The organism is Bradyrhizobium sp. INPA03-11B, assembly GCF_040446015.1.
GTDB lineage: Bacteria > Pseudomonadota > Alphaproteobacteria > Rhizobiales > Xanthobacteraceae > Bradyrhizobium > Bradyrhizobium macuxiense_A.
The window spans coordinates 1-25,629 of sequence record NZ_JASGSR010000112.1 but is presented as its reverse complement, the minus strand read 5'-3'; the positions used below and the strand labels follow the sequence as shown (position 1 = coordinate 25,629).

General features: G+C 64.5%; 27 protein-coding genes and 1 pseudogene. 14 read left to right on the top strand and 14 right to left on the bottom strand.

The genetic code is table 11. The annotated features are described in order from the left end of the window. From QMZ05_RS32400 to QMZ05_RS32380, 5 genes are all read left to right on the top strand, one after another. On the top strand, positions 1–335 hold a 335-nt coding region (locus tag QMZ05_RS32400; RefSeq protein WP_353704450.1), incomplete at its 5' end, for a hypothetical protein. A gap of 4 nt (positions 336–339) precedes the next feature. Continuing rightward, positions 340–1,041: a phosphoribosylformylglycinamidine synthase subunit PurQ gene (gene purQ / locus QMZ05_RS32395; protein WP_353704449.1), complete on the top strand. Its 702-nt coding sequence runs from the start codon at positions 340–342 to the stop codon at positions 1,039–1,041. A 5-nt stretch (positions 1,042–1,046) separates the two neighbouring features. Next, positions 1,047–2,006, top strand: coding sequence for a tripartite tricarboxylate transporter substrate binding protein BugD (locus QMZ05_RS32390; RefSeq protein ID WP_353704448.1), 960 nt, complete (start codon positions 1,047–1,049; stop codon positions 2,004–2,006). Positions 2,007–2,085: 79 nt separating this feature from the next. Then, complete coding sequence (locus QMZ05_RS32385; RefSeq protein WP_353704447.1) at positions 2,086–2,676, top strand: invasion associated locus B family protein; 591 nt, start codon at positions 2,086–2,088, stop codon at positions 2,674–2,676. A gap of 172 nt (positions 2,677–2,848) precedes the next feature. Then, positions 2,849–3,586 carry a tetratricopeptide repeat protein gene (locus QMZ05_RS32380; RefSeq protein ID WP_353704446.1) on the top strand — a complete coding sequence of 246 codons (738 nt, stop codon included), beginning with the start codon at positions 2,849–2,851 and terminating at the stop codon, positions 3,584–3,586. 7 nt (positions 3,587–3,593) lie between these two features. On the opposite strand, the gene QMZ05_RS32375 is transcribed toward QMZ05_RS32380, so the two are convergent. From QMZ05_RS32375 to QMZ05_RS32365, 3 genes are all read right to left on the bottom strand, one after another. Continuing rightward, the gene (locus QMZ05_RS32375) at positions 3,594–4,568 is read right to left on the bottom strand and encodes a DMT family transporter (protein ID WP_353704445.1); all 975 of its coding nucleotides are present in this window, start codon (positions 4,566–4,568) and stop codon (positions 3,594–3,596) included. Between the two features lie 214 nt (positions 4,569–4,782). Further along, positions 4,783–7,008 carry an alkaline phosphatase family protein gene (locus tag QMZ05_RS32370; RefSeq protein WP_353704444.1) on the bottom strand — a complete coding sequence of 742 codons (2,226 nt, stop codon included), beginning with the start codon at positions 7,006–7,008 and terminating at the stop codon, positions 4,783–4,785. A gap of 277 nt (positions 7,009–7,285) precedes the next feature. Further along, a complete protein-coding gene (locus QMZ05_RS32365; protein WP_050423598.1) occupies positions 7,286–7,777 on the bottom strand; it encodes a PaaI family thioesterase in 492 nt (163 codons plus the stop codon). 174 nt (positions 7,778–7,951) lie between these two features. Here QMZ05_RS32365 and purL point away from each other — a divergent pair, with 174 nt between their 5' ends. Then, positions 7,952–10,171, top strand: coding sequence for a phosphoribosylformylglycinamidine synthase subunit PurL (gene purL / locus QMZ05_RS32360; protein ID WP_353704443.1), 2,220 nt, complete (start codon positions 7,952–7,954; stop codon positions 10,169–10,171). Positions 10,172–10,402: 231 nt separating this feature from the next. Here the strand turns inward: purL and QMZ05_RS32355 are convergent, their stop codons facing one another. Together QMZ05_RS32355 and QMZ05_RS32350 are read right to left on the bottom strand one after the other, a co-directional pair. Then, the gene (locus QMZ05_RS32355) at positions 10,403–10,663 is read right to left on the bottom strand and encodes a GlsB/YeaQ/YmgE family stress response membrane protein (protein ID WP_050423597.1); all 261 of its coding nucleotides are present in this window, start codon (positions 10,661–10,663) and stop codon (positions 10,403–10,405) included. A 264-nt stretch (positions 10,664–10,927) separates the two neighbouring features. Then, positions 10,928–12,112: an acyltransferase gene (locus QMZ05_RS32350; protein ID WP_353704442.1), complete on the bottom strand. Its 1,185-nt coding sequence runs from the start codon at positions 12,110–12,112 to the stop codon at positions 10,928–10,930. A gap of 195 nt (positions 12,113–12,307) precedes the next feature. On the opposite strand from QMZ05_RS32350, the gene QMZ05_RS32345 reads away from it, so the two are divergent. Continuing rightward, on the top strand, positions 12,308–12,481 hold the full coding sequence (locus tag QMZ05_RS32345) for a DUF1328 domain-containing protein (RefSeq protein WP_074128140.1): 174 nt from the start codon (positions 12,308–12,310) through the stop codon (positions 12,479–12,481). A gap of 121 nt (positions 12,482–12,602) precedes the next feature. Here the strand turns inward: QMZ05_RS32345 and QMZ05_RS32340 are convergent, their stop codons facing one another. Next, entirely contained in the window at positions 12,603–12,962 is a 360-nt protein-coding gene (locus tag QMZ05_RS32340; protein WP_353704441.1) for a DUF427 domain-containing protein, read from the bottom strand. A gap of 177 nt (positions 12,963–13,139) precedes the next feature. On the opposite strand from QMZ05_RS32340, the gene QMZ05_RS32335 reads away from it, so the two are divergent. Both QMZ05_RS32335 and QMZ05_RS32330 read left to right on the top strand, forming a co-directional pair. After that, the gene (locus QMZ05_RS32335) at positions 13,140–13,376 is read left to right on the top strand and encodes a BolA family protein (RefSeq protein ID WP_021077843.1); all 237 of its coding nucleotides are present in this window, start codon (positions 13,140–13,142) and stop codon (positions 13,374–13,376) included. Between the two features lie 30 nt (positions 13,377–13,406). Next, positions 13,407–14,588 carry a low temperature requirement protein A gene (locus tag QMZ05_RS32330; protein ID WP_353704440.1) on the top strand — a complete coding sequence of 394 codons (1,182 nt, stop codon included), beginning with the start codon at positions 13,407–13,409 and terminating at the stop codon, positions 14,586–14,588. Positions 14,589–14,597: 9 nt separating this feature from the next. Here the strand turns inward: QMZ05_RS32330 and QMZ05_RS32325 are convergent, their stop codons facing one another. The 3 genes from QMZ05_RS32325 to egtB are packed head-to-tail and all read right to left on the bottom strand — an operon-like array spanning position 14,598 to position 17,295. Then, a complete protein-coding gene (locus tag QMZ05_RS32325) occupies positions 14,598–14,993 on the bottom strand; it encodes a DUF4345 domain-containing protein (protein ID WP_353704439.1) in 396 nt (131 codons plus the stop codon). Between the two features lie 26 nt (positions 14,994–15,019). Then, the gene (gene egtD / locus QMZ05_RS32320) at positions 15,020–15,988 is read right to left on the bottom strand and encodes an L-histidine N(alpha)-methyltransferase (RefSeq protein WP_353704438.1); all 969 of its coding nucleotides are present in this window, start codon (positions 15,986–15,988) and stop codon (positions 15,020–15,022) included. A 53-nt stretch (positions 15,989–16,041) separates the two neighbouring features. Beyond that, the gene (egtB, locus tag QMZ05_RS32315) at positions 16,042–17,295 is read right to left on the bottom strand and encodes an ergothioneine biosynthesis protein EgtB (protein ID WP_353704437.1); all 1,254 of its coding nucleotides are present in this window, start codon (positions 17,293–17,295) and stop codon (positions 16,042–16,044) included. Positions 17,296–17,587: 292 nt separating this feature from the next. Between egtB and grxD the strand changes: the two genes are divergently transcribed. The 5 genes from grxD to QMZ05_RS32290 are packed head-to-tail and all read left to right on the top strand — an operon-like array spanning position 17,588 to position 22,616. Continuing rightward, positions 17,588–17,920, top strand: a complete 333-nt coding sequence (gene grxD / locus QMZ05_RS32310) for a Grx4 family monothiol glutaredoxin (protein ID WP_016843475.1) — start codon at positions 17,588–17,590, stop codon at positions 17,918–17,920. After that, positions 17,917–18,468 (top strand): O-acetyl-ADP-ribose deacetylase, encoded by a 552-nt coding sequence (locus QMZ05_RS32305; protein ID WP_353704451.1) that lies wholly within the window; start codon positions 17,917–17,919, stop codon positions 18,466–18,468. Before grxD ends, QMZ05_RS32305 begins: the two co-directional genes overlap by 4 nt. 49 nt (positions 18,469–18,517) lie before the next feature. Continuing rightward, positions 18,518–19,801, top strand: coding sequence for a serine hydrolase domain-containing protein (locus tag QMZ05_RS32300; RefSeq protein ID WP_353704436.1), 1,284 nt, complete (start codon positions 18,518–18,520; stop codon positions 19,799–19,801). A 1-nt stretch (position 19,802) separates the two neighbouring features. Then, entirely contained in the window at positions 19,803–21,065 is a 1,263-nt protein-coding gene (locus QMZ05_RS32295; protein WP_353704435.1) for a serine hydrolase domain-containing protein, read from the top strand. Positions 21,066–21,086: 21 nt separating this feature from the next. Then, the gene (locus QMZ05_RS32290) at positions 21,087–22,616 is read left to right on the top strand and encodes a serine hydrolase (RefSeq protein ID WP_353704434.1); all 1,530 of its coding nucleotides are present in this window, start codon (positions 21,087–21,089) and stop codon (positions 22,614–22,616) included. Between the two features lie 44 nt (positions 22,617–22,660). Here the strand turns inward: QMZ05_RS32290 and QMZ05_RS32285 are convergent, their stop codons facing one another. The 5 genes and pseudogenes from QMZ05_RS32285 to QMZ05_RS32265 all read right to left on the bottom strand — a co-directional run. After that, entirely contained in the window at positions 22,661–23,728 is a 1,068-nt protein-coding gene (locus QMZ05_RS32285; protein WP_353704433.1) for a threonine aldolase family protein, read from the bottom strand. Between the two features lie 15 nt (positions 23,729–23,743). Continuing rightward, entirely contained in the window at positions 23,744–24,040 is a 297-nt protein-coding gene (locus QMZ05_RS32280; RefSeq protein WP_353704432.1) for a type II toxin-antitoxin system RelE/ParE family toxin, read from the bottom strand. Then, the gene (locus QMZ05_RS32275; protein WP_353704431.1) at positions 24,033–24,248 is read right to left on the bottom strand and encodes a hypothetical protein; all 216 of its coding nucleotides are present in this window, start codon (positions 24,246–24,248) and stop codon (positions 24,033–24,035) included. Before QMZ05_RS32275 ends, QMZ05_RS32280 begins: the two co-directional genes overlap by 8 nt. 85 nt (positions 24,249–24,333) lie before the next feature. Further along, entirely contained in the window at positions 24,334–24,951 is a 618-nt protein-coding gene (gene rpsD, locus QMZ05_RS32270) for a 30S ribosomal protein S4 (RefSeq protein ID WP_279705307.1), read from the bottom strand. 269 nt (positions 24,952–25,220) lie between these two features. After that, positions 25,221–25,629, bottom strand: a pseudogene (locus QMZ05_RS32265) (acyltransferase); the annotation flags it as partial.

Here is a 25,629-nt window from a genome sequence, read left to right as displayed (position 1 = left end):
GGTATTATACCGGCGGAAAGCAGATGACGCTCGACCAGTTCCGTGCGGGGCAGGAGCAGATCATCAAGGCGCTGGAACAGCGGACGCCTGGACAGCGCATTACGCTGCTCGGCGTTGACGGCGACAAGGGCACGGCGACGCCGCGCATGTTCAAGGCACGGCGCCTGACCGTGACGCCGGGCGGCGCGAGCGAGTATCAAGTCAGCGGCTTGCTGATCGGCGGACAAGGCTCCGCCAGCCTGATCAGTTCGGCGCGCGACGAGAAGGCCAGCAACGATAATTACGCAAAGTTTGCCGCCGCAGCGAAGCTCGTGCTGGCGCCCAAAACCAGGTGATCCGATGAAATCAGCCGTCCTCGTCTTCCCCGGCATCAATCGCGAGCGCGACATGGCGCGCGCACTCAAGCTCGCATCCGGCAACGAGACCGCGATGGTCTGGCACGCCGAGACCGCGCTGCCCAAAGGCACCGACCTCGTGGTGGTGCCGGGCGGCTTCTCCTACGGCGATTATCTGCGCTGCGGCGCGATCGCGGCGCGCGCGCCCGTCATGGACGCGGTGCGCGACTTCGCCGCCAAGGGCGGGCTCGTGCTCGGCGTCTGCAACGGTTTCCAGATCCTCTGCGAGTCCGGCCTGTTGCCGGGCGTGCTGATGCGCAATGCCGCGCTGAAATTCGTCTGCCGTGACGTGCATATGAAGGTCGAGCGCTCCGACACCCCGTTCACCCGCGGCTACAATGCCGGCCAGGTGATCCGCGTGCCGGTGGCGCATGGCGAAGGCAATTACGAGGCGGACGAGGAGACGCTGAAGCGTCTCGAGGGCGACGGGCGGGTGCTCTACCGCTACTGCTCGCCTGAGGGCGTGGTCGATGAGACCTCCAACTTCAACGGCGCGGCGCATTCGATCGCCGGCATCGTCAACGAGCGCGGCAATGTGCTCGGCATGATGCCGCATCCGGAAAACCACGTCGAAGAGATCATGGGCTGCACCGACGGCCGCGGCCTCTTCGCAGGGCTGGTCCAGCAGTTCGAAAAGGTGGCGTAATCACCATGCTCGGACGGTGGTTCGCGGCCGCCGCGGCGTTGCTGCTTGCGACGGCGGCGCAGGCGCAGGACTTCCCGAAGCGTCCGATCACGATGATCGTGCCGTTCACAGCCGGCGGTACCTCCGACGTGATCGCTCGCGCGGTCGCCGACCAAATGAGCGCGGCGCTCGGCCAGAGCATCATCATCGAGAATGTCGGCGGCGCCGGCGGCTCGACCGCGCTGACTCGCGCCTCGCGCGCCGAGCCGGACGGCTACACGATTGCGATCGGCAACGCCGGCACCAATGCGGCGACCTACACGATCTATCCAAAACTGTCGTTCACGCCCGACTCCTTTGCGCCGATCGCCGTCGTGGCGAAGACCTTCGGCATCGTCGCGCTGCGCAAGGATTTTCCGGCCAAGGATCTCAAGGAATTCATTGACTACGCGAAGAAGAATCCGGGCAAGGTCAACCTCGGCCATGCCGGCGTCGGCTCGTCGAATTACCTGATCTGCAAGAGTTTCGTGCATGCCGCCGGGATCGACGTGCAGCTGGTCGGCTATCGCGGCGCGGCGCTCGCGCTGACGGATGCGATCGGCAGCCAGATCGACGGCGTCTGCGATGCCGCGGCCTCGGTGTCGCAGGCGATCGACGACAAACTGGTGAAAGCGGTCGTGGTCGGTTCGACGGTGCGGCTCGCCTCGCTGCCGGCGCTGCCAACCTCGGCCGAGGCCGGGCTGCCCGAGTTCGAGGCGCAGGGCTGGAACGGCCTGTTCGCACCGAAGGGCACGCCGCCGGAGATCATCGCCAAGCTCAACGCCGCGGCGCGCACCGCGGTCGCAAGCGACGCAGTGAAGAAGCGCTTCCTCGACCTGTCGACGGTCGCCCCCGACGCCAATGAACTCACACCCGAGGCGCTGCAGCAACTCGTGACCCGCGACGTCGCGAAATACCGCGCGCTGCTGGCGGACGACAAGAAGTAGCGCCTCCGCGGCGTGCAACTCCCTATTGCGGACACAGTCTGCGGCAAGCCTGCGTTCAGGTCTGATCGGGGATGCGGTCATGCGCCGTGTTGTCTTGCGCTGCTGCGCCGGCATGGCGCTCGCTTGGCTCGTTGCCGGTGCCGCGGCCGACGAACAGTCTGACTTGACTTACTCACCCTGGGCGAAGTTCTGCCTGGGCGATGCCTGCTTTGTCGGGCGAGACGGTCGATTGAAGATAGAGAACGTCGACTGCGGGCCGGTCGTATCAGCAACGCTCATCGCGCGCACCGGAGATACCAGGAAGACATTGCGCGTCACCCTGCCGACCCGGGTGAAGGTCGAACGTGGCGTTCGGATCATCCTCGATCAGGGGCAGGCGATTGAGCGGCCCTACACGAGCTGCTTTGCCAGCGGTTGCATCGCGGACTACGACGCGGGGCCGGAACTGGTCGATCAGCTCAAGCGAGGGCATACGCTTGCCCTGCAAGCAATCGACAAGGCCAATTCGCCGATCAGCCTGATCGTACCACTTGCCGGCTTCGCTGATGCCTACGATGGACCCGCACAAGAGGCGAAGGTGATCGAGCTTTCGAAGGAGGAAATGCAGGCGAGATCGGAGCAGGAAAAGCGCGCTGAAGAGGAGCGCAAGGCCCGCTGCGAAGCGCAATAGGGACCATGAACCTGGACCATTCCGTCCGCGACCAATGCAGGGATAGTCGCTTCCGTTTCACAATCTCTTCACGCTAGTGCAGTCGGCATGGCAACCGAGGATTGTCACGACGTGCTGGGCACGTTATGACGGAGACGATTTGGATGATGTGTCCGGCTCGCTGGGATTCCTGATGCCTGTTGCATTGGTCGTATTGCTGCTCGACATCACGCTGATCTACCACGCCTCGCGCACCGGGCGTTTGCAGCCGTGGGCTTTCATCATCCTGATGGTGCCGCTGATCGGCGCGTTCGCCTACATCGTCGTCGAGCTGATCCCGGAATGGTGGGGCGGACCGGGTGCCGCGCAGGCGCGCAAGCGCGTCGCCAACCGGCTCGATCCGGAGAAGCGGTACCGCGAATTGTCCGACCGGCTCGCGACGTCGGACACGATCGCCAACCGTGCGGCACTCGCCGCGGAGTGTCACACCATCGGCCGCTTCGAGGAGGCGGAGAGTCACTACGACCACGTGTTGCGGCTGCCGCAGGGCGACGATCCTGCCTACGCGCTGGCTAAGGCGCAGGCCCAGTTCGCCCGCAAGCAGCCGGCCGAGGCGCTGGCGACGCTCGATGCCCTGCGCGAGCGCTGGCCGGATTTCGAGTCCGCCGAGGGGCATCTGCTTTATGCGCGTTCACTTGCCGAGATCGGACGGCTCGACGAGGCGCTGGAGGAATATCAGGCGGTGTCGCAGTATTTTCCGGGCGCGGAGGCGCGGGTGCGCTATGGCCTGTTGCTGCAGCTGGTCGGCCGCACCGCGGAGGCGCGCATCGTGTTCAACGAGCTGTTGATCCAGATGCGCCGCGCGCCGAAATATCTGCGCGACGCTCAGGCCGAATGGCTCTCGATTGCCGAGAAACAGCTGTCGGCTTGAGCTTGGACTAGAGCCTTCGCAGCCAGCGCTTGACCGCGTCGGCCGGCACCGTCATCGCGGCGACGCCGAACATGACCAGCACGAGCCCCAGCACTAGGTTCGACGGCACGGATTCCCCGAGCAGGATCACCGACAACGCGACGCCGATCGGAATCCGCAAGTAACCTTGCGCATTTGTCGTGAGCGTGCCGAGCCGCGTCAGGCATATGTAGAACAGCATCAACCCGAATGCGCTGGAGAAGATGCCCATCACGACGGTGGCGACCAGCGCCTGCGGCGTCGGGTGCAGTGTCCAGGGATGGTCGACGATCAGCGTGACCGGCAACAGCACGGTGCCGCCGAACAGCAGCGAGCCGGCGGCGACCACCATCGGATCGTAGTCCGACAGCCGAAGCCCGAAGATCGTGGCGCAGGCGAACGAGACGGTGGCGAGCAGGATCGCGATCTCGGCGAAGATCTCCTTGCCGAATCCCGAGAGCGCGTCGAGGCCGATGATCGCGACCGTGCCGGCGAGGCCGAGGATCGCGCCGACCAGCTTGAGCAGCGAGGCCGGCTCGTGCCGCGTGATCGCCCAGGTGATGAGGAAGGCGAAGATCGGCGTCGTCGAGGCCAGCACCACGGTGTTGGACGCCGGCACGTAGAGCTGCGCCCAGGTGATCACCAGGAACGGGATCGTCGAGTTGATGGTCTGCTGGAAGGCGAACAGCTTCCAGGCCTTGACGTCGGTTGGGATGCGGATGCCGCGGATCCGCAGCACCACGAGCAGAAAGAAGGCGGCCACCAGCGAGCGCGCCGAGATGAAGGTGACCGGCGGGATCGAGCCGAGCCCGATCTTGGTCAGCGGATAGGTCGAGCTCCAGCAGCAGGCGAGCGCCAGCAGCAGCGCATAGTCGCGCCAGCTATGCGCACCGGGCGCGGTGGACAGGCTGGGCGTGATCGCGGGAGCCGTCACGCCACCCGTGTTTGCTGTGCTCTTCGGCACCTTGATTGGCTCCCTTCGCGCATTGTCGCGCGATGAGCCGAATGTAGCTTGGCCGCAGGTCGAAAGGCTAGGGCGGAAAAGGCGACGAACGCCGGCTCGGCGTCCGTCGCGCGGAATTTGCGTGAAAGGCTAAAGCGCGATCAGCACCGCGCTTTAGTTTCTGTTTGAACATGGTCCTGCCGGAAAAGCCGCTTCGCGCTTTCCGGACCGCGCTCTAGCGCAGGACTTCGTTCAGCACCTCGCCGTCGACGTGATGCGGCGTCGTGCCGAGGATCCGCATGACGGTCGGCGCCACGTCGATGTTGCGCATGTGCCGCACCACGGTGTCCTTCCGGATCTGCGGCCCCGCGGCGATGAACGTCGCGCTCATCACCGGAAGCTCGGGGTCGTGACCATGGGCGCCGTAGAAGTTCGGCATCGACAGCGCGGTGGTTGCCGAATTGAACGGCGCGTCGCCCTGGCGTGCGACGCCGGGGTTCTGGATGCCGTCGAAATTATAGCCCGGCGCCATCAGCGCGAACACGTCGCCATAGTCCTGGCCGACCGTCTTGCTGGTGCACTGCCCGGTACCGGCGTCGCATTGCAGCGGTCGGGTCTCGACGACGGTGAAGATGCGCTGATCCCTAAGCGAGTAGTTGAAGCGCGCATTGGGATCGACCGCGTTCTTCACCGCATCGGTGATCTGCGCCACCAGGGCGCGATAGGTCGCGAGATCGACGGTGCCGCCGAGTTCGCGGTTCTGCAGGTTGACGTAGATGTCGGCGGCAGGACCCGAGGTGCGGACGCCGACCTTGCTGGTGTCGATGCCGGCGTTGCGCAGGATGTTGGTGAGATTGACCGAAGTGTGGAACGGCGCGAAGCCGTGATCCGACACCACGACGACGTTGCTGTCATGGCCCGCGGCATCGGCGATCTGCTTCACCGCCTTGTCGGCGGTCTGGTAGGCGAAGCGGATGTAGGAGGCGTAGCGCTTGACCTTGGCGGAATCCTGGTTGGCACCGATCGAGTTCGGGTCGGCGGGGTTGGTGCCCTGGCGCGGATCGGTGAGCAGGAATTGGTGCTCGGAGCCGTCGGGCTGCTCGATATAGACCATCACGAGGTCGGCATCCGGATGGGTCTTGATCGCGCGCTCGCCGATGTTGGCCTGGTAGCGCACGAAGGTCTTCACCATGTCCTCGTACATCATCTCGATCTCGACGTCGGGGAAGTTGGTGAAGCCGGGGCTCAAGCGCTCCGGAATCCGGAAATCGGCCTGCGGACGCCAGAACCCGATGTTGTTGTTGATGTCGTCGACATCGGCGAGCACCGGCGTGTTGCGCGGGATGTAGTTGGCGCCGTAGCGGGCGAAGCGCACCACCGAGAGATCCGGCGACAGCGCCGAGACGAAGTAGGCGGCACCGACCTTGGCGCCGCTGCCCTCGAAGAAGAACGGCGCGTTCTCGCCGCCGAACTTGACATAGGCGGGCCCGGTCGACGGCGCGTGGAACGGCCCCGCGGTGATGCCGCGGTTCTCGTCGAAGAACACCAGCGTGTCGTAATTCACCTTGCGATCATTTGTCGTGTCGATCGCGGCGACACGGATCGAGTATTTGACGTCGAGCGTCGATGCGCTGGTGCAGGTCGCGGTCGCCGCGGCGGAGCACGAGAACGTCTCGATCGGCGCCGAGGTCACCAGCACGGGGCTGAACGAGAAATGGCCCGCGGCCTGCAGCGCCGCCACGATGCCGGGATCGGCCGCGAAATCGCTGCGCGACAGCGTAAAGCCCTGGGCGCCGATGCCGCCGAACGCGCCGAACGGCACCGTGAAGTCGGTGACGCGGGTCGGCTGCGCCGGCTGCACCACGGTCTTGTTGATGGAGATGTCGGCGCCGTCGCCGCCGGGCCAGGTCGCGGTGACGACCTTCTTGCCCTGCTGGCGCAGCTGCACCCACAGCGGCTGCGCCGTCGGGTTTGCCGTCGGCCCGAGCGGGCTCTCATTGTAGCCGCCGATCGGCGCCGCAAAGCCGCTGATGCTGCTGGAGATCGGCCCGACGATCGGCTGGAACGTGTTCGAGGGGATGTCGTTATGTACCGCGGTCGAACCGGTCGCGATCGCGATGTGCGAGACCGCGGTGAGCGACGGTGACGCCGTCACGTTCTGCATTGCGACCGCGCCGCGCCGGCTGAGACGGGCGAGGCCGCCGTCGCGCGGCAGCACGCCTTCCTCGATGAATTTCTGAATGAAATCGGGTTTTGCGCCGTCGAGCGAGATCATCACCACGCGCGGCTTGCGGCCATGATGACCGCCGTCATGGTCTTGGTCTTGATCCTGACCGCGGGAATCGGTGCCGCGATCGCCATTATCGCCGTCCTGTCCGGCGCGCGCCGGAGTTGCGGTCCATGCCAGCGATGCGACAAGCGACATCGCCGTCGTTACCGAAACGAACGTTTTCAATTTCATGAGAATGCCCCAACCTCGCTACGCGAATGCACAAACGGAAACTGTTCGGCAATCTACGGAGGCTTGGCTGACGGGCATGTGACGCATGCGCGACGACGCAACGACAGCACGTCGTCGCGTCACAACTGCCGTATGGATTGCGTCGCGCGAAGAACGCACGTGAACACAACGCGCTAGAGCCGTGCCGTCGATTCAATCCGCGCCGATGTAACGGCTGGATGACGACGTGTATTCACAGGCCTCGCGTGTTGTCGCGCGAAGCGGGTGGCGCGCGCACTTACGCAGTCGGCTCCGCCGGAGCCTTGCGCTTCACGCGCTTGATGGTGCCGGAGAAGGTGAACAGCGGCCGCTCGGCCGAGGTCAGCATGCCGCGCACGAAGATCAGCGAGCCGCCGGCGCGGGTGACCTCGCCGGTGCATTCGATCAAATCGCCCTCGCGGGCCGCATCGAGGAATTCCGAGGCGAACGAGACCGTGACGCCGGGGCCCTGGAGTACCGAGGCCGCAAGCGCGAACAGGCAGTAATCCGCAAAGGTCATGAAGCAGCCGCCATGAACGTTGCCGGAGCCGTTGAGGTGCTTCTTGGCGACCCGGAACGCGCAAGAGATGCGGCCGTTCTCGTCCATGCGGTGGTAAAATGGGCCGGTATGGGTCTCGAAATTGTCCCGCGTCCAGGTTCGCCAGCCGGCGAATTCGCCCTCGGTTTCGACGTGCAGGTCGGGGCGGCGGTTGAATGCGGTGTTGAGTGCGGTCGGGGCGAGTTCGTTCACGAAATCTGGGCCTTCAATTATCGGGTTCGGGTCCTTAAATCCGATCCATCCCCATTGTGCAAATCCCGGGTGCCAACCCCAAGCCGCGTGCAACCGCCGCAAAGCTCTGGACAGGCCGGAAATGGGCCGTAAAAGGCCTTTTCGCCCCCGTTCGATCTACCTATTAAGGGTCCCATGACCGCGCCCAAGAACGAACCTCAAATCACCCCCGAACTCGTCGCCGCCCACGGGCTGAAGCCGGACGAGTATGAGCGCATCCTCAAGCTGATCGGGCGGGTTCCGACCTTCACCGAGCTCGGCATCTTCTCGGCGATGTGGAACGAGCATTGCTCGTACAAGTCGTCCCGCATCCATCTGCGCGGGCTGCCGACCAAGGCGCCCTGGGTGATCCAGGGCCCCGGCGAGAATGCCGGTGTGATCGACATCGGCGACGGCCAGGCCGTGGTCTTCAAGATGGAGAGCCACAACCACCCGAGCTATATCGAGCCCTACCAGGGCGCGACCACCGGCGTCGGCGGCATCCTGCGCGACGTCTTCACCATGGGCGCGCGCCCGATCGCCTGCCTGAACGCGCTGAGCTTCGGCGCGCCCGAGCATCCCAAGACCCGGCACCTGGTGTCCGGCGTGGTCGCGGGCGTCGGTGGCTACGGCAATTCGTTCGGCGTGCCGACGGTCGGCGGCCAGGTGCGCTTCCACACCCGCTATGACGGCAACATCCTGGTCAACGCGATGGCGGTGGGCCTCGCGGATGCCGACAAGATCTTCTACGCGGCGGCCTCCGGCGTGAACATGCCGATCGTCTATCTCGGCTCCAAGACCGGCCGCGACGGCATCCATGGCGCCTCGATGGCCTCGGCCGAATTCGACGACGCCTCCGAGGAGAAGCGCCCGACCGTGCAGGTCGGCGATCCCTTCGCCGAGAAGCTGCTTTTGGAAGCCTGCCTCGAGATCATGGAAGCGGACTGCGTGATCGCGATCCAGGACATGGGCGCGGCCGGCCTGACCTGCTCAGCGGTCGAGATGGGCGCCAAGGGAGACCTCGGCGTCGAGCTCGACCTCAGCGCGGTGCCGACCCGCGAGACCGGCATGAGCGCCTACGAGATGATGCTCTCGGAGAGCCAGGAGCGCATGCTCATGGTGCTCAAGCCGGAGAAGGAGCAAGAGGCCGAGGCGATCTTCCGGAAATGGGGGCTCGATTTCGCCATCGTCGGCTACACCACGCCGACCAAGCGCTTCGTCGTCAAGCATGGCGGCGACGTGATGGCCGATCTGCCGATCAAGGAGCTCGGCGACGAGGCGCCGGTCTATGACCGTCCGCACGTCGCCTCAAACGCGTTGCCGGTGATCCGCGGCCAGGACGTCAAGCCGCCGCTCGGCATCGCAGACGCGCTGGAGAAGCTGATCGGCACGCCCGAGCTGTGCTCGAAGCGCTGGGTGTGGGAGCAGTACGACCACGTCATTCTCGGCAACACCATGCAGCGCCCCGGCGGCGATGCGGCGGTGGTCCGCGTCGAGGACGGCCCAAAGGGGCTTGCGCTCACCGTCGACGTCACGCCGCGCTATTGCGAGGCCGATCCGTTCGAGGGCGGCAAGCAGGCGGTCGCGGAAGCCTGGCGCAACATCACCGCGGTCGGCGGCCGGCCGCTCGCGATCACCGACAACCTCAATTTCGGCAATCCGGAGCGGCCCGAGATCATGGGCCAGTTCGTCGGCTGCCTGAAGGGCATTGCGGAAGCTTGCATCGCGCTCGACTTCCCGGTCGTCTCCGGCAACGTCTCGCTCTACAACGAGACCAACGGCCGCGGCATCCTGCCGACGCCCTCGATCGGCGGCGTCGGCGTGCTCGACGACTTCACGAAATCCGCCACCCTGGCGTTCAAGGCGGCGGGCGAGGCGATACTTTTGGTGGGCGATACCCACGGCTGGCTCGGCCAGTCGGTCTATCTGCGCGACGTCTGCGGCCGCGAGGAGGGCGCTCCGCCGCCGGTCGATCTCGCCACCGAGAAGCGCAATGGCGACGTGGTGCGCGGCATGATCCGCGCCGGCACTGCGACCGCGGTGCATGACGTTTCCGACGGCGGGCTCCTGATCGCGCTCGCCGAGATGGCGATCGCGAGCGGCATCGGCGCGCAGCTGTTGGCGGCGCCGTCGTCCATCGTGCCGCATGCCTATTGGTACGGCGAGGATCAGGCCCGCTACATCGTCACCGTGCCTGCGGCGGATGCCGGTCTCGTGCTGGCGAAGATGAAGGGGGCAGGCGTGCCCTGCGCGCGGATCGGCACCATCGGCGGCGATGCCATTGCGGTCGCCGGCGAGGCGCCGGTGACCGTCGAAAGCCTGTCCCGCGCCTTCGAGCACTGGCTGCCGAACTACATGCGCGGTGCTGCCGCCTGATCCGGCTGGATCAGGCGCTATCGCGTGTCGCAAAGATCCCAATGGCGCGATGAACCCATCATCGCGCTATTCCTTTTTGTGCGAGCCCGATCCTTTGGATCAAGCCCAAAGCGCGATGAGATCGGATTGAACCGTCATCGTGCCTTAGCTTTTTGTTCGGGCATGATCTCCGCGCAAACGCTACGCGTTTGTCGCGAGGGAAAACCGCTTCGCACTTTTCCGGATCGTGCTCTATGTCGCGCCGCGGACCGCGCGCCACGCAAAGATGATGATACAGGCGCCGATGAAGCCGGCGACGAGATAGCCGATCCAGCCTCCGCCGAGCGACACGCCGATCAGACCCAACAGCCAGTTCGCCAGCGCGGCGCCGACGATGCCGAGGATGATGTTCATGAAGATGCCGGTTCCGGACTTCATGATCATCTCGGCGAGCCAGCCGGCCAATCCGCCGACGATGATTGCCGCGATCCATCCAACTTGAGGGTCGTTCATTCTGGGACTCCCTAGGTCAAGCAGTCCGGCCAGCATACCTTAGAATCACCCGGCGGCATGTGACCAATGGCAGGGTGTGCGTAACTTGTCGGTCGCGATTTGCCGTCAAGCCTGCCGCTTGCGCCGCTGCTCCATGCCGACGCTGCGGCGAGCCATTTCGTCATCGGCAGCAACTTGGTGATCGGTACGCTGTTCGTGCCGCCGACCTCTAAATCATGATCGCCCGTGACCCCGCGCTGCGAAGCGTGGCGGCGAGGAGCGTGATCAAAGCACGTATTTCGAGCCGGGAATCTTGCGCAGTACAGCGGTCGCGGCCCAGCTCAGCGCCACGGTGCCGAACAACGCGATCGCGGCCTTGGCGATCGCCGGCAATTCCATGTCGAACAGCCAGTATTGCAGCCACAGCACGATCGGATAGTGCACCAGGAACATGCCGTAGGCGTCACCCTGCATGCGATCGAGCAGCGTCGGGCCCGCCGCCTTCGATTGCAGGAAGTAGGCCAGGATCGCGAACATGATCGAGGCGCTGAACAGCACGTAGAAGCTGCCGTAGATCGCGAGGTACCAACCCGGCAACGGGTCGGGGTTACCGATGATCTGCCGCTTGATGTAGATCATCACCCACATCAGGCAGTAGGGGATCAATGTGATGCCGGTCCAGAACCAGCGCCGCTCGGTCAGCCGTCCGTTCGCGCTGAGCAGGCCGTTCTCGAAGTTCGCCGAGCCGATCCCCGCACCGATGAAGAAGTAGCACGCATACAGCAGCACCCGGCTCGCCTGCACCGAGAACGGTCCGAGCTCGAACCAGTAGTTCTGGCCGTAATGGACCAGCATCGGCAAATAGAAGGCGGCACTGACGACGACGAGGAACAGCCAGAACTTCGAGGGGCGTTCAAATCCCTTGACCGACAGGCGGTTGATCGGTTCGAGCAGGCGCGACGACACCCGGTACAGCACGCTTGCCGTCAGGTCTAAGGCCATCAGGACCCAGACGAACCAGATCGGGCCGCTCGGCCAGGGCCCGTAGATCATGGTCCTCCACCAGAATTCGGAGAAGGTCAGGTCGGGCGTCGCACGCAGCGCGATCGCGTAATAGGCGATCGGAATCACGGTGAACGCGCAGATCACGAAGGGCAGGCCGAGCCGCAGCAGCCGGTCGCGCAGGAAGATCAGCCACGGCTTGTTGCCGAGCCCGGGCCACACGAACAGCCCCGACAGGAAGAAGAACATCGCCATGAAGAAGCTGTCGGTGGCGAGCACCATGCAGTCGAAGCCGATCCACGACGTCGGATCGGTGTGCCCGAAATAGGTGTAGGGGATCACCGCGTGGTGCAGCAAAACGACCAGCGTCAGGAAGGTGCGCGCACGATCGAGGGCGACGTTGCGTTTGTGGAGCTTCGGTGCTGCCTGGACGTCGACGGCCGGAGCCGCGTGAGCAATCGATTTCATGGTGCCCCCAGCCGGGTCTGCACCCGGATGTTGCAATTGGGAACCCGATTCAGCAAGTAGGAATTGTCTCGATTCCGTGGTGTCGAGGTCGGTCATCTCAGCGCGTCTGTTTCGATTTGGAACTGGAATATTGAGCGGGCGTTGTCGGGAAGGCTGGCGGGCGCACCGAGCGCACGCGGCTTTGAGGAGCAAGCAATGACACTGCTGAAATGGGCGTTGATCTTCCTTGTCGTCTCGATCATCGCGGGCTTGCTCGGCTTCACCGGCATCTCAGCCGCCTCCGCCGATATCGCACGCTTCCTGTTCTACGTGTTCGTCGTGATCTTCCTGGTGCTCCTGATCCTCGGGCTCACGATATTCAGGGTCTAGCGGCGATCCGTCCGCACATTCCCGTCGTCATGCCCGGGCCTTGCCCGGGCATTTACGTTCTCAGGCCGAGCCTCACGCCGAGGCGCCGGGCACGGCCCGGCGTCGCGGCAGGCCAGACGGCCTAGGCGACTTCTTCGATCTTCACCTTGTCGGGATAGAACGCGAGGTGGCCGGCGATCTCGGTCATCGCCGGGAAGGGCTCCTCATAGGTCCAGATCGCATTGTCCAGCGTCTTGCCGTTGGCCTTGATGCTGAAATAGCTCGCATCCCCCTTGTAAGGGCAATGCGTGGTCCGCTCGGTGCGGGTCAGAAGCGCCATGTTGGCGTCCTGCCGGGGGACGTATTGCACCGCCGGATAGCTCGCTTCCTTCAAGGTCAGCGCATGGGTCGTCTCGGCGATGACGACGCCACCGGCGGTGACGCGGACGCGTTTGGCATTGGGCGTGATCGTGATCGGATGGTCGGGGCCGGGGAGCTTCATGAATCTGCGCCTCTTCTGGTCATTTCGGCGTGATGGCTTGTGACCGATTGATGCAGGTTTAAATCGCTGGGAATGGGAATATAGTGTGCGCTGGGATGACCTAGAAGACCTCAAGGACTAGGTTTTATCCTGGCCGAATCGGCCCTGATTCGAACGACCTGACGGAGGTGGACTGGGATGCCGATGGACGCCCGTGATATCGAATCGATGATCAAGGCAGCTATCCCGGACGCCGAGGTGACGATCCGCGACCTGGCAGGCGACGGCGACCACTACGCGGCCACTGTCGTTTCCGAGTCATTCCGCGGCAAGTCCCGCGTCCAGCAGCACCAGATCGTCTACCAGTCGCTGAAAGGCCAGATGGGCGGCGTGCTGCATGCGCTCGCCCTGCAGACCGGGGTGCCGGAAGGCTAGGCCCCCGGCCAGCGGCGGGGGCCTCGAGCGATGGCAGATAATCCGCGCGGAGCGATGTTTCGCGTCATCGTGCCGAACCAGCACAGCCGCGTCACCAATGCCGAGCTGTTCTTCGACCTCGTCTTCGTCTTCGCCGTCACGCAGCTGTCGCACACGCTGCTGCACCACTTCACCCTGCTGGGCGCGGTGCAGGTCACGCTGCTGTTTCTCGCGGTGTGGTGGGTGTGGGTCTACACCACCTGGGTCACCAACTGGCTCAATCCCGACCTGACGCCGGTCCGCCTGCTGCTGTTCGTCCTGATGCTGGGCGGGCTGCTGCTGTCGACCTCGATCCCGACCGCCTTCGAGGGCCGCGGGCTGTGGTTTGCCGGGACCTATGCGGCGATGCAGGTCGGCCGCACGGCGTTCTGGCTGCTGGCGACGCCGCGGCGACGCACCGCGGTGCGCCACAATGCGATCCGCATCCTGACCTGGTTGAGCTGCTCGGCCGTGCTCTGGATCCTCGGCGGCTTTGCCGAGCACGAGACGCGGATGTGGCTCTGGATCGCGGCGCTGACAATCGAATATGTCGCGCCGGCCGCGCGGTTCTGGACCCCGGGGCTCGGGTTCTCCTCGATGGAAGCGTGGTCGGTCGAGGGCGGCCACATGGCCGAGCGCTGCGCCGGCTTTATCATCATCGCGCTCGGCGAGGCGATCGTGGTCGACGGCGCGACGTTCGCCGAGCTGACCTGGACGCCGGAGAATGTCACAGCGTTTATCTCGGCGCTGGTCGGCAGCATTGCGATGTGGTGGATCTATTTCCACAAGGGCGCCGAGGCCGGCTCCGAGATGATTTCGAAGGCGGAGGAATCCGGCCGCGTGGCGCGGATCGCCTACACGTATCTGCACATGCCTATCGTCGGCGGCATCATCCTCACCGCGGTCGCCGACGAACTGGTGCTGAAGCACCCGTCCGGCCTTTCCGACCTCAAGACGATCGTCAGCTCGGTCGGTGGCCCCATGCTGTTCCTGGTCGGGACCATCCTGTTCAAGCACGTGATCCGCAACTTCCTGCAGCTCTCGCACGGCGTCGGCATCATCGCGCTGGCGATCACGGCCTATTTCGCCGGCGCGATGTCGCCGCTGGTGCTCTCGATCGTCACCACCGCAATCATGATCGTGGTCGCGGCGTGGGAGTCGATCTCGCTGCGGTCGACTGAAGAGGAAGAATAGCGAGGGCCGTTAGCTGCGGTCGGCCGTCGCCACCCGGTGCTGCCAATACACGAACAGCGGCGCACCGATCACTTCGAGCAGGGTGAAGCCCACGAAGGGCAGCGGCGGTGCGCCGACCATCACGATCGACAGCAGCCTGCCGATGCCGCCGAGGAAGATGCCGCCCCAGACCACGCGAAACAGCACGCTCTCGCTTTCGATGCGCGGCACCAGCCAGAGCAGTGCAAGGCCGAGGCCGAGCCAGACCCCGCCGAAGAACCGCAGATTGCTGTCCAGCACGGGTAGTGCCGGCACGCCCGACGAGGCGTAGAGCGGATCGCTCACGCCGAGCATGGTGATGATGCCGGTCAGGATCGGGACGAGGGCGAGCACCACTGTGGCGATCTGCAGCGCACGCCGGCCCATGATCGTGCCCCCGTCCTGGTTGGGCGCTAGTCCGCGACCAGCGCGTGCACCGAGAACATCGTGTTGGCGTCGGTCCAGCTGTTGCGCACCGTCCAGCCCGCGCTGCGGGCGAGCGCGGTGAAACGCTCGAGCGAGTATTTATAGCTGTTCTCGGTGTGAATGCTTTCGCCGGGGCGGAACGCGAAGGTGTTGCCGAGGATGCGCACGGTCTGTGCCTTGCGGCTGATCAGGTGCATCTCGATGCGATGGCGGTCGCGGTTGTAGATCGAGCGGTGGGTGAAGCCCGACAGGTCGAAATTGCCGCCGAGCTCGCGGTTGATCCGCGCCAGCACGTTCATGTTGAAGCGCGCGGTGACGCCGGCTGCATCGTTATAGGCGTCGTACAGCACGCGCTCGTCCTTCTCGAGGTCGACGCCGATGATCATCTGCGCGCCATGGCCGAGGATCTTGCGCGCGCTGCGCAGGAAGGCCAAGGCCTCGCTCGGCTCGAAATTGCCGAGCGTCGAGCCCGGGAAGAAGCCGACCTTCGGCATGGCGGCGACGGCGTCGGGCAGCGCGAACGGCGTGGTGAAGTCGGCTGCGACCGGATAGATGCCAAGACCGGGGAAATCCTTCCGCAATCCATCGGCCTGGGCCTTGAGGAAATCGCCGGATATATCGACCGGCACATAGGCTGCGAATTCGCAATGCTCGAGCAGCAGCCGCACCTTGGTGGTCGCGCCGGCGCCGAATTCGACCAGCGCCGCGCCGTTGGGGATGATCGCAGCGATCTCGTCGCCGCGGTCGCGCAGGATGCCAAGCTCGGTGCGCGTCGGATAATATTCCGGCAGCACCGTGATCTGCTCGAACAGCTCCGAGCCCGCGGCGTCGTAGAAATATTTCGGCGACAGCCGTTTCGGGTGACGGGCGAGATCGCCGATCACGTCGCCGGCAAACGCCGAAGTCGCCTCGTCGAACGGATACGCTTTTGCCAAAGCGGCGGCATGCACATTCATGATACTCTCCTGAACGCGCTTACCGGCGCGCACTTGATGTCAACTGGAATCAATCAGGCGTAGTCGGCGAGGCGTAACCCCGTGAATTGCCAGCGATGGTGCGGATAGAAGAAGTTGCGGTAGGTGACACGGCTGTGACCTGACGGCGTCGCCAGCGACGAGCCGCGCAGCACGAGCTGATTCACCATGAATTTTCCGTTGTATTCACCGAGCGCGCCCTCGATCGCGCGGTAACCCGGGTAGGGTGAGTAGGCGCTGCGGGTCCATTGCCAGACGATGCCATAGGCGTCGTTGAGCAGGCCGGCACGCGCCGCGACCTCCCATTCCATCTCGGTCGGCAGATGCTTGCCGGCCCAGCGGGCGAAGGCGTCGGCCTCGTAATAGCTGACATGGCAGACCGGGGCCTTTGGGTCGATCGCCTGCAGGCCACCCAGCGTCATGATCTTCCATTCGCCGTCGATCTCGCGCCAATGGCCGGGCGCCCGCCAGCCCTCGTTGCTCACATTGCCGAAGCCGTCCATCAGCCACAGCGTGGCGGTGGAATAGCCGCCGTCCTTGATGAAGGCGAGCCAGTCGGCGTTGCTGACGAGATTCTTCGCGAGCTTGACCGGGCCGACGAGGGCGCGATGCGCGGGCTTCTCATTGTCGAAATGGAAGCTGTCGTCGCCGTGGCCGACGGTGTGGATGCCTTCGTTGAGCGTCACCCATTCCTGCTGCCCGTGCTGCGATGCCGGGAAGCGCCAAGCCGGATCGTAGGCCGGCGGGATCGGGTTCTGTGCGAAGGCATGCAGGATGTCGGTGTACATCAGCTCCTGATGCTGCTGCTCGTGATTGAGGCCGACCTCGACCAGCGGCACCAGGGCCTCGAGCTGTTCAGGCGTCGCGGTCTGGAAGAATTTCACGACTTCGGCGTCGACATGGCGGCGATACGCGGTGACTTCGTCGGTGGTCGGGCGGGTCAGGTGACCGCGCTGGTGGCGGGCATGGCGGGGGCCGGCGCTGACGTAATAGGAATTGAACAGATAGGCGTAGTCCGGATGGAAGGGCATGTAGCCCTTGAGGTGCGCACCGAGCAGAAACTGCTCGAAGAACCAGGTGGTATGGGCGCGGTGCCATTTGGCAGGGCTCGCATCCGGCATCGACTGGATCAGCTGATCTTCCGCCGACAGCGGGGCGGCCCGGCGCTCGGTCTCGTCGCGGACCGCGCGATAGGCGTCCGCCAGCCGCTGCGCGAGCGGGGCGGATTCGGAGGAAAGTGACGGGGTGTCGGCGGTCGCGTTGGCCGCGGCAGAGGCTGGTTTCGTCACATGGGTCTCCGATTCCAGGGGAGAACGTTGCTTCGGCAATCTGGTTCCTGACGGACAGTTCGTCCTAGATAGGGGCTCCGTTACGGGAAAAAAGCCTCCCCCATGATGATATTGGGGCCGTCAGATAATCCCGGCGCTTTGGGGGTGCCGTCCGGCCCCCGCCGCATGCCAGATTTCCGCCATTTTGCTTTGGATGCACAATGGTTTGAGCTACATATATAGCCAGTCACGGGTTAGAAGGGCGGGCCGGCCCGCAAGGGCTTGAGAGCGCCGCCTACGCAAGGAAGCGAAAATGAGCATCGAGCAATTCATCGACAACGAAGTGAAGTCGAACGACGTCGTGCTGTTCATGAAGGGCACGCCGCAATTCCCGCAGTGCGGGTTTTCCGGTCAGGTCGTGCAGATCCTCGACCACATCGGTGTCGGCTACAAAGGCCTCAACGTTCTGGAATCGGCCGAGCTGCGCAACGGCATCAAGGTCTATTCGAATTGGCCGACGATCCCGCAGCTCTATGTGAAGGGCGAGTTCGTCGGCGGTTGCGACATCATCCGCGAGATGTTCCAGGCCGGCGAATTGCAGCAGCTGTTTGCCGACAAGGGCATCCCGGTCGACGTGGCTGCCTGACGTTGACCGCGCGCCAGATCGGCAAGGCGCGGCTCGAAGTCATCGTCACTGACATCACGACCCTGCGCGTTGACGCCATCGTCAACGCGGCCAACTCATCGCTGCTCGGTGGCGGCGGTGTCGACGGCGCGATTCATCGCGCCGCTGGGCTCGAACTTGTCGCCGAGTGCCGCATGCTTCACGGCTGCAAGACCGGGCAGGCCAAGATCACCAAGGGATATCGGCTGCCCGCCAAGCACGTCATCCATACGGTTGGCCCGGTATGGAATGGTGGCAAGCTCGACGAGGACGAACTCCTGGCATCCTGCTATCGGCGCTCGATGGAGCTCTGTGAGAAGCATGGCCTCGCCTCGGTCGCTTTCCCCGCAATCTCGACCGGCATTTATCGTTTTCCGGCAGATCGCGCCGCCCAGATCGCCGTAAAGACTGTCGTCGACACGCTGGCCGCTGCCCCCGGCGTTGAGCACATCATCTTCTGCTGCTTCTCGGCCCCAAGCGGCGAGCTACATCAGGCGATCCTGGACGCCTTCGGTAGCCCTTGTGCCTGATGATACCGCCGCTACACTTCCCCGTGATATCCGGGGAGGGATAGTTCAAATGCATTCATTTCGATTGACGTGCGCCGCAGCCGCGGTCGCGGTGGTGCTTGCGGCGCCGGCGTTCTCGCACACCGAGGGCACCTATGAGATTCCGGCCGGTGCGCATTTCAACCCCGACAAGCTCGCCAAGATCAGCGAGTTCTTCAAGAACGAGGTCGCGACCGGGAAGATTCCCGGCGCCGTCGTCCTGATTCAGCAGCACGGCAAGCCGGTCTATCACGAGGCCTTCGGCGTGCAGGACGTGGTCAGCAAGGTGCCGATCACGGACAAGACCATCTTCCGGCTGGCTTCGATGTCCAAGTCGATCACCGCCGTGGCGTCGATGCAGCTGCTGGAGGAGGGGAAATACAAGCTCGACGATCCCGTCTCGAAGTACATTCCGTCCTTTGCCGATGTGAAGGTCGGCGTCGAGAAGAAGGCCGAGGACGGCACCAAGTCGCTCGAGCTGGTGCCGCCCAAGCGGCCGATCACGATCCTCGATCTGATGACGCATACATCGGGTATCACCTACGGCTTCTATGGCGACAGCCTGGTCCGCAAGGCCTACAAGGCAGCCGACATCTACGGCGGAGATTTCGATCTCGCCGAATTCGCCGAGCGGATCGCCAAGCTGCCGTTGCACAACCAGCCCGGCGCGCTCTGGCAATACGGTCATTCCACCGACATCCTGGCACGCGTGATGGAAGTGGCCACCGGCGAGAAGCTCTCGACCATCGAGCAGGAGAGGCTGCTCGGCCCGCTCGGGATGAAGGACACCGGCTTCTTCGTCACCGATCCCGAGAAGCAGAAGCTGATGGCCGAGCCGATGCCGAACGACAGCGACTTCCGGGTCGGCCGGGTCAACGATCCGACCAAGGTCAAGAAATGGGAGTCCGCCTCTGGCGGCATGGTCTCGACGATGGCGGATTATTCGCTCTTCGCGCAAATGCTACTCAATGGCGGCACCCTCGACGGCAAGACCATCATGAAGCCCGAGACGTTCAAGGAGCTGACGACCGACCGCGTCGGGCCGGGCTCCGGCGTCGAGCGCGATTTTTTCTACTTCCCCGGAGATGGCTTCGGCTTCGGGCTGGGGATTGCGGTGCGCACCGATCCGGGCACGGCGAAGCCGCCGCCGCCCGGCGATCTCGGCGAGCTGAAATGGGACGGCGCCAGCGGCTGCTACTATATCATCGACCGCAAGCAGGATTTCTTCTTCGTCCTGCTTGAGCAGACGCCGACCGAACGCCAGCGCATCCAGCGGACGCTGAAGCAACTCGTCTATGAAGCAATGGAGAACTGACATGCGTGGGTGCCGCGCAGTCGTCGCGGCACTCGTGCTCGCGTTCGTCGCAACCGATGCGAAGGCCGGCTCCCCGGGGTCGGCCGCGCACAGATTCTCTCCGGAGGGCCTCGCCAAGGTCTCCGACTATGTCAGGAACGAGGTCGCGACCGGCAAGATCCCCGGTGCGATCCTGCTGCTGCAGCAGCACGGCAAACCGGTTTACTTCCAGAAGTTCGGGGTTCGCGACGTCGCCACCGAATTCTCGATGAGCGCGGATACCATCTTCCGCCTCTATTCGATGTCGAAGCCGATCACGACGGTCGTCGCCATGATGCTGGTGGAGGAAGGCAAGCTCGCGCTCAGCGATCCGGTGTCGAAATACATCCCGGCCTTTGCCGGCATGAAGGTCGGCGTGGAGAAGCGCGGCGACGAGGGCAAGCCGACGATGATGCTGGAGCCGCTCAAGCGACCCATCACCATCGAAGACTTGATGCGCCACACCGCCGGATTGCCCTACGGTTATTATGGCGGCGGGATCGTGAACAAGGACTACGCCGATGCCGGCCTGTTCAACAACGATCCCGACAACGCGGAATTCGTGGCGCGGCTCACGGCGCTGCCGCTTGCCGAGCAACCCGGCACGCGATGGGACTACGGCCATTCCACCGACGTGCTCGGCCGCATCATCGAGGTGATCTCGGGGAAATCCCTGTTTCAGGTCGAGAAGGAGCGGCTGCTCGGCCCGCTCGGGATGAACGAGACGGCGTTCTACGTCACCGATCCTGCGAAATGGCCGTTGATCGCCGAGCCGATGCCGAAGGATCGCACCATCAGTCCGGTTGCCGACATCCGCGACCCGCGCCAGCTGCTGCGATGGGAATCCGGCGGCGGCGGCATGGTCGGCACCATCGGCGACTATGCGCGCTTCTCGCAGATGCTGCTGAACGGCGGCCTCTATGAGGGCAAGCGCTATCTGAAGCCGGAAACCATCGCGCTGATGGCGAAGGACCACATCGGTCCGGAAACCGGGGTCGTGCGCGACAAGAATTATTACCCCGGTCCGAACTCCGGCTTCGGCCTCGGCTTTGCCGTGCGCACCTCAGTGCCGCCGAATACGGACTGGCCATTGGGTGAGTATCGCTGGGACGGCGTCGGGGGCACGTTCTTCTTCGTCGATCCCGCCGACGATCTGTTCGGGATCTTCATGGTGCAGACGCCGTCGCAGCGCGGCCGGATCCAGCAGGCGCTGAAGACGCTGATCTATCAGGCGATGGGGCGCTAGCGGTGGCGCGGGGAGGTGGTCATGCAGGCGATGACGTTCACTCTCCGCAAGCTCATCCTGGTGGCCGTCACATCTGCCGCCATGATTGCTGCCGCCATGACTGCGTGCCGGCCTGTTCTGGCCGAAGAACCTCGCCGCCCCGGTGATGCCGACGTCATGCAGCGGATCGACCGCGTCTTGAACGGCCTGAGGACGGCGATTGTCGTCGACGGCGATGCGCCAATGACGCTTGCCGATCGCATGAACGAGCTGCACGTTCCCGGTGTCAGCATAGCGGTGATTCATGGCGGCGCCATCGAATGGGCGCGCGGCTTCGGCTTAGTCGCCATCGGCGGTCCGCCCGTGGTGCCGGAAACGCTGTTCCAGGCGGCCTCGATCAGCAAGCCGGTGACCGCTATTGCCGCTCTGGCGCTGGCGCAGGCCGGCAAGCTCGATCTCGATGCGGACGTCAACGCTTCGCTCAAGAGCTGGAAGATTCCGGACTATCCGTATTCCCTATCCCGGGTGACAGTTCGGCGGTTGCTGAGCCATACGGCCGGGATCAACGTGCCCTTCTACCCCGGCTATCAGGCCGGCCAGCCGGTCCCCTCTCTTCTCCAGGTTCTCGACGGCACGCCGCCTGCAAACAGCGCGCCTGTCCGGGTCGAGCACGAACCCGGCAAGCAGGACCGCTATTCCGGCGGCGGCTACACGATCGTTCAGCAACTTCTCGTCGACGTGACGGGGCGGCCGTTTCCTGCGCTGCTCGACGACGTCGTCCTCAAGCCTTTCGGGATGACGCATTCCAGTTTCGCGCAGCCATTGCCTGCGGATCGTTTGACGATGGCCGCTACACCGTACCGGTCGGACGGCGCGCCGGTGCCTGGCGGCCCGCATGTCTATCCCGAACTGGCCGCCGCGGGATTATGGACGACGCCGACCGATCTCGCCCGTCTCTTGCTCGGTGTGCTGGATTCGTTGGCAGGTCGGAGCAATCCCGTTCTGTCGCAATCGATGACGGCCGAGATGCTCTCGCCGGTTCTCGGCAGTGCCGACGGGCTACCGCCCGGGATCGGACGACGCGGGCTGGGCTGGCTAGTTCGCGGCTCGGCGCCCAACCGGCAATTCTGGCACAACGGAGTGAACGAGGGCTTCATCGACACCATGGTCATTTTCGAGAACGGCGATGGCGCCGTTGTCATGACCAACAGCTGGGGCGGTCGTATCCTCGTCGACGAGATCCTGCGCAGCATCGCGGCCGAGTACGGCTGGCCAGATCGCCAGGCCAAGGTCGGGAAGTTCATTGCGGTGAGCCCGCAGACGCTGGACCGTCTGGTCGGAACCTATCGGTTCTCGCCGGAATTTTCGATCCGCGTCACAAGGGAGGGCAATCGCCTGTTCAGCGAGGCGACAGGGCAGGAGCGGCGCGAAATCTTTGCCACCAGCGATCACGAGTTCTTTTTCAAAATCGTCGATGCCGTGCTGTCATTCGACACGGACGACCAGAACGCGGCAATGCAAGTGATGCTTCACCAGGAAGGAACTGACTACGTCGGAAAGCGGCTGCCGTAGTTTGGCAGCCCGGATTTCGTCGAGCTCCATCCGGGCTACGGGAGTTACGCCGCGCGCACGATGTCCCTGACGTGCCCGACCGCTTCCTCGATCATCGCCGTTGAGACGTCGAGATGCGTGCAGGCCCTGATCCGGTCGTCCATCATCGCCAGCGTCACGCCGCGCTTGCGCAGCTCGGCGACCATCTTGTCGCCCGAGACGCCGGCGCCGTCGGGCTTGAAGAACACGAGGTTGGTCTCGGGCGTCTGCACCGTGATGCCGTTGATCTGCGCCAGCCCTCGCGCCAGCGCCCGCGCATTGGCATGGTCGTCGGCGAGACGGTCGACATGGTGATCGAGCGCATAGATGCAGGCGGCGGCACAGACGCCGGACTGCCGCATCGAACCGCCGAGCCGCTGCTTCCAGCGCCAGACGTCGTCGATGAAGGCGCGGGTGCCGGCGATGGCGCCGCCGATCGGCGCGCCAAGGCCTTTCGAGAAATCAATCCAGGCCGAATCCCAGCCCGCCGTCATGTCGCGCGGCGAGATGCCGGATGCGACGGTCGCGTTCAGAAGCCGCGCGCCGTCCATGTGGGTCACCAGTCCGTGGTCCTTGGCGATGCGCACGACCTCGTCGAGCGCGGCCTTCTTCCAGATCGTGCCGCCGCCGATATTGGCGGTCTGCTCGACGCTGACCAGCACCTGCGGCGGCTGGTAGCGGGTGCGCGGATGCAGCGCGGCGCGAAACGTGTCCGGCGTGAACTGGCCGTCGTCGCCCGGGAGCTGGGTGATCTGGAAGCCGCCGAGCGCGGCATGCGCGCCGCCCTCGCGCGCGATGATATGCGCGGTGGCATGCGCCAGGATCTCGTCGCCGGGGCGGCAATAGGCGAGCGTCGCCGCGACGTTGCACATCGTGCCCGACGGCATGAAGACGGCGGCTTCCTTGCCGAGCAGATCGGCGACGCGTGCGCAGAGCTCGTTGGTGGTCGGATCGTCGCCGACCTGCTCGTCGCCGACCTCCGCCTTCGCCATCGCCTCGCGCATGGCCGGCGTCGGTTTCGTCTGAGTGTCCGACAGCAGGTTGATGCGGACGGCGGGCGCCTTCGGATCGGGGCGGGCAGGGGTGTAGTGCATGGCTAGTCCTGGTGATCAGTCAAACAGCTTCGGTCGGATGTCTTGTGCATGGTGGTAGACGGCACGGATCAGAACATGTCCATTTTCCTCCGTGTAGAAGACATTGTGGGACTGGAATCGAAAGCGGCGGTGGCCCGGCGCCAATTCGTCGACCGATTGCCCGATGCGTTGGAAATCCGCGAGCAGACTGAACGTTCGCTCGAGGCCTGCATGATAGGCTTCGGCCTGGTATGGGCCGAAGGTCCGCGACGTGAATTCGTAGATGTCGATAAGCTGCGCGCGCGCTCTAACTGAGAGGCGGTACTCAGCCATTCGTGCGTGCGGCGGCTTGCTGTCGGGCCGCCGCTAGCACGTCATCCATGCTGTCATCGGTCGGCGTGGCGCAATCAGGATGGGAAAGCGCCTCTTGATAACGGCGTATTTGCTCGTCGCGGGGAAGGGCGGCCCAAGCCGCAAGTTCGGCTTCCGTCGGCGTGGCGGACGGCATGATGCGAACTGTCTTGTCGGCGGTCCCAGACATGCGCTGAACTATAACACAAAAGCCGGCCCAAACAAAAAGGCCCCGGCAAAACCGGGGCCTTTCGGATCTCGCATGCGTGCTGTGATCAGCGCGAATAGAATTCGACGATCAGATGCGGCTCCATCTGCACCGGGAACGGCACGTCCGAGAGGCCGGGGGTGCGCGCGTACTTCGCGGTCATCTTGGAGTGATCGACTTCGATGAAGTCGGGCACATCGCGCTCGGGGAGCTGGCTCGCCTCGAGGACCGGGGTGAGCTGCTTGGAGGATTCCTTGACCTCGATGACGTCGCCGACCTTCAGCTTGTAGCTGCCGATGTTGACCTTGCGGCCGTTCACCTTGATGTGGCCGTGGTTGATGAACTGGCGCGCGGCGAACATCGTGGAGACGAACTTGGCGCGATAGACCACGGTGTCGAGACGGCGCTCGAGCAGGCCGATCAGGTTCTCGCCGGTGTCGCCCTTCAGGCGGCTGGCTTCGACATAGATGCCGTGGAACTGGCGCTCGGAAATGTTGGCGTAGTAGCCCTTGAGCTTCTGCTTGGCGCGGAGCTGCACGCCGAAGTCGGAGAGCTTGCCCTTGCGGCGCTGGCCGTGCTGGCCGGGGCCGTATTCGCGGCGGTTCACGGGGCTCTTCGGGCGGCCCCAGATATTCTGGCCCATGCGGCGATCGATCTTGTACTTCGCCTCACTGCGCTTTGTCATCGCGTCCTCTTTGCGTAGCCGTCGCATCAAGCGACCGGCATTTTGTCAGTCTAGGGTTTGAGGAGACGCGCCCTCCTGTGTACCGGCCAAAAGGCCTGTACCGACAGGTTCGCCTCGAAAGCTCGGGGAGAACCACGGGTCGCGAAACGCATCGCGGGCCGAAACCGGCCCGCGAGCAAGGGTGGTCTTAAGGAGAAAGTCCGGTCCTGTCAAACGAAACGGGGGGCGTTTTGGGCCGAATCTGCGTCAAAATTGGCCGGTTTCGGCCCTCAAAGCCGGTTTCCGGCCGCCCGGACCGGCCGGGCGTCGGTGTGAGGCCGGATCGCGCCCAATTCTGCGGCGATTTCGCCGCTCAGCACGTGCTCGAGCCGGGTCAGGGTCTGGGCGATCAGGGCGGCGTCGCAGACCAGATGGTCCCAGCGCAGCACCACATCGACGGTGTGGTCCGGCTTAACCACGCCATAGCTCAGCAGGAAGGGCCCCGGGCTCAGCGCGTGCAACTCGCCGGGGCCATAGGCCGCGACCGAGGTCACCCCGAAGCTGCCGCAGAAATTGGCGCGCTGCCGGCCGAAATTCAGCCCGATCGCCCAGGCCAGGCGGCGCAGCGGAAGCGGCAGGCGCGTCACACAGAGGGTTTTGCGGAACGAGGGGATCTCGTGCAGCGGCGCGGTCTTGGCG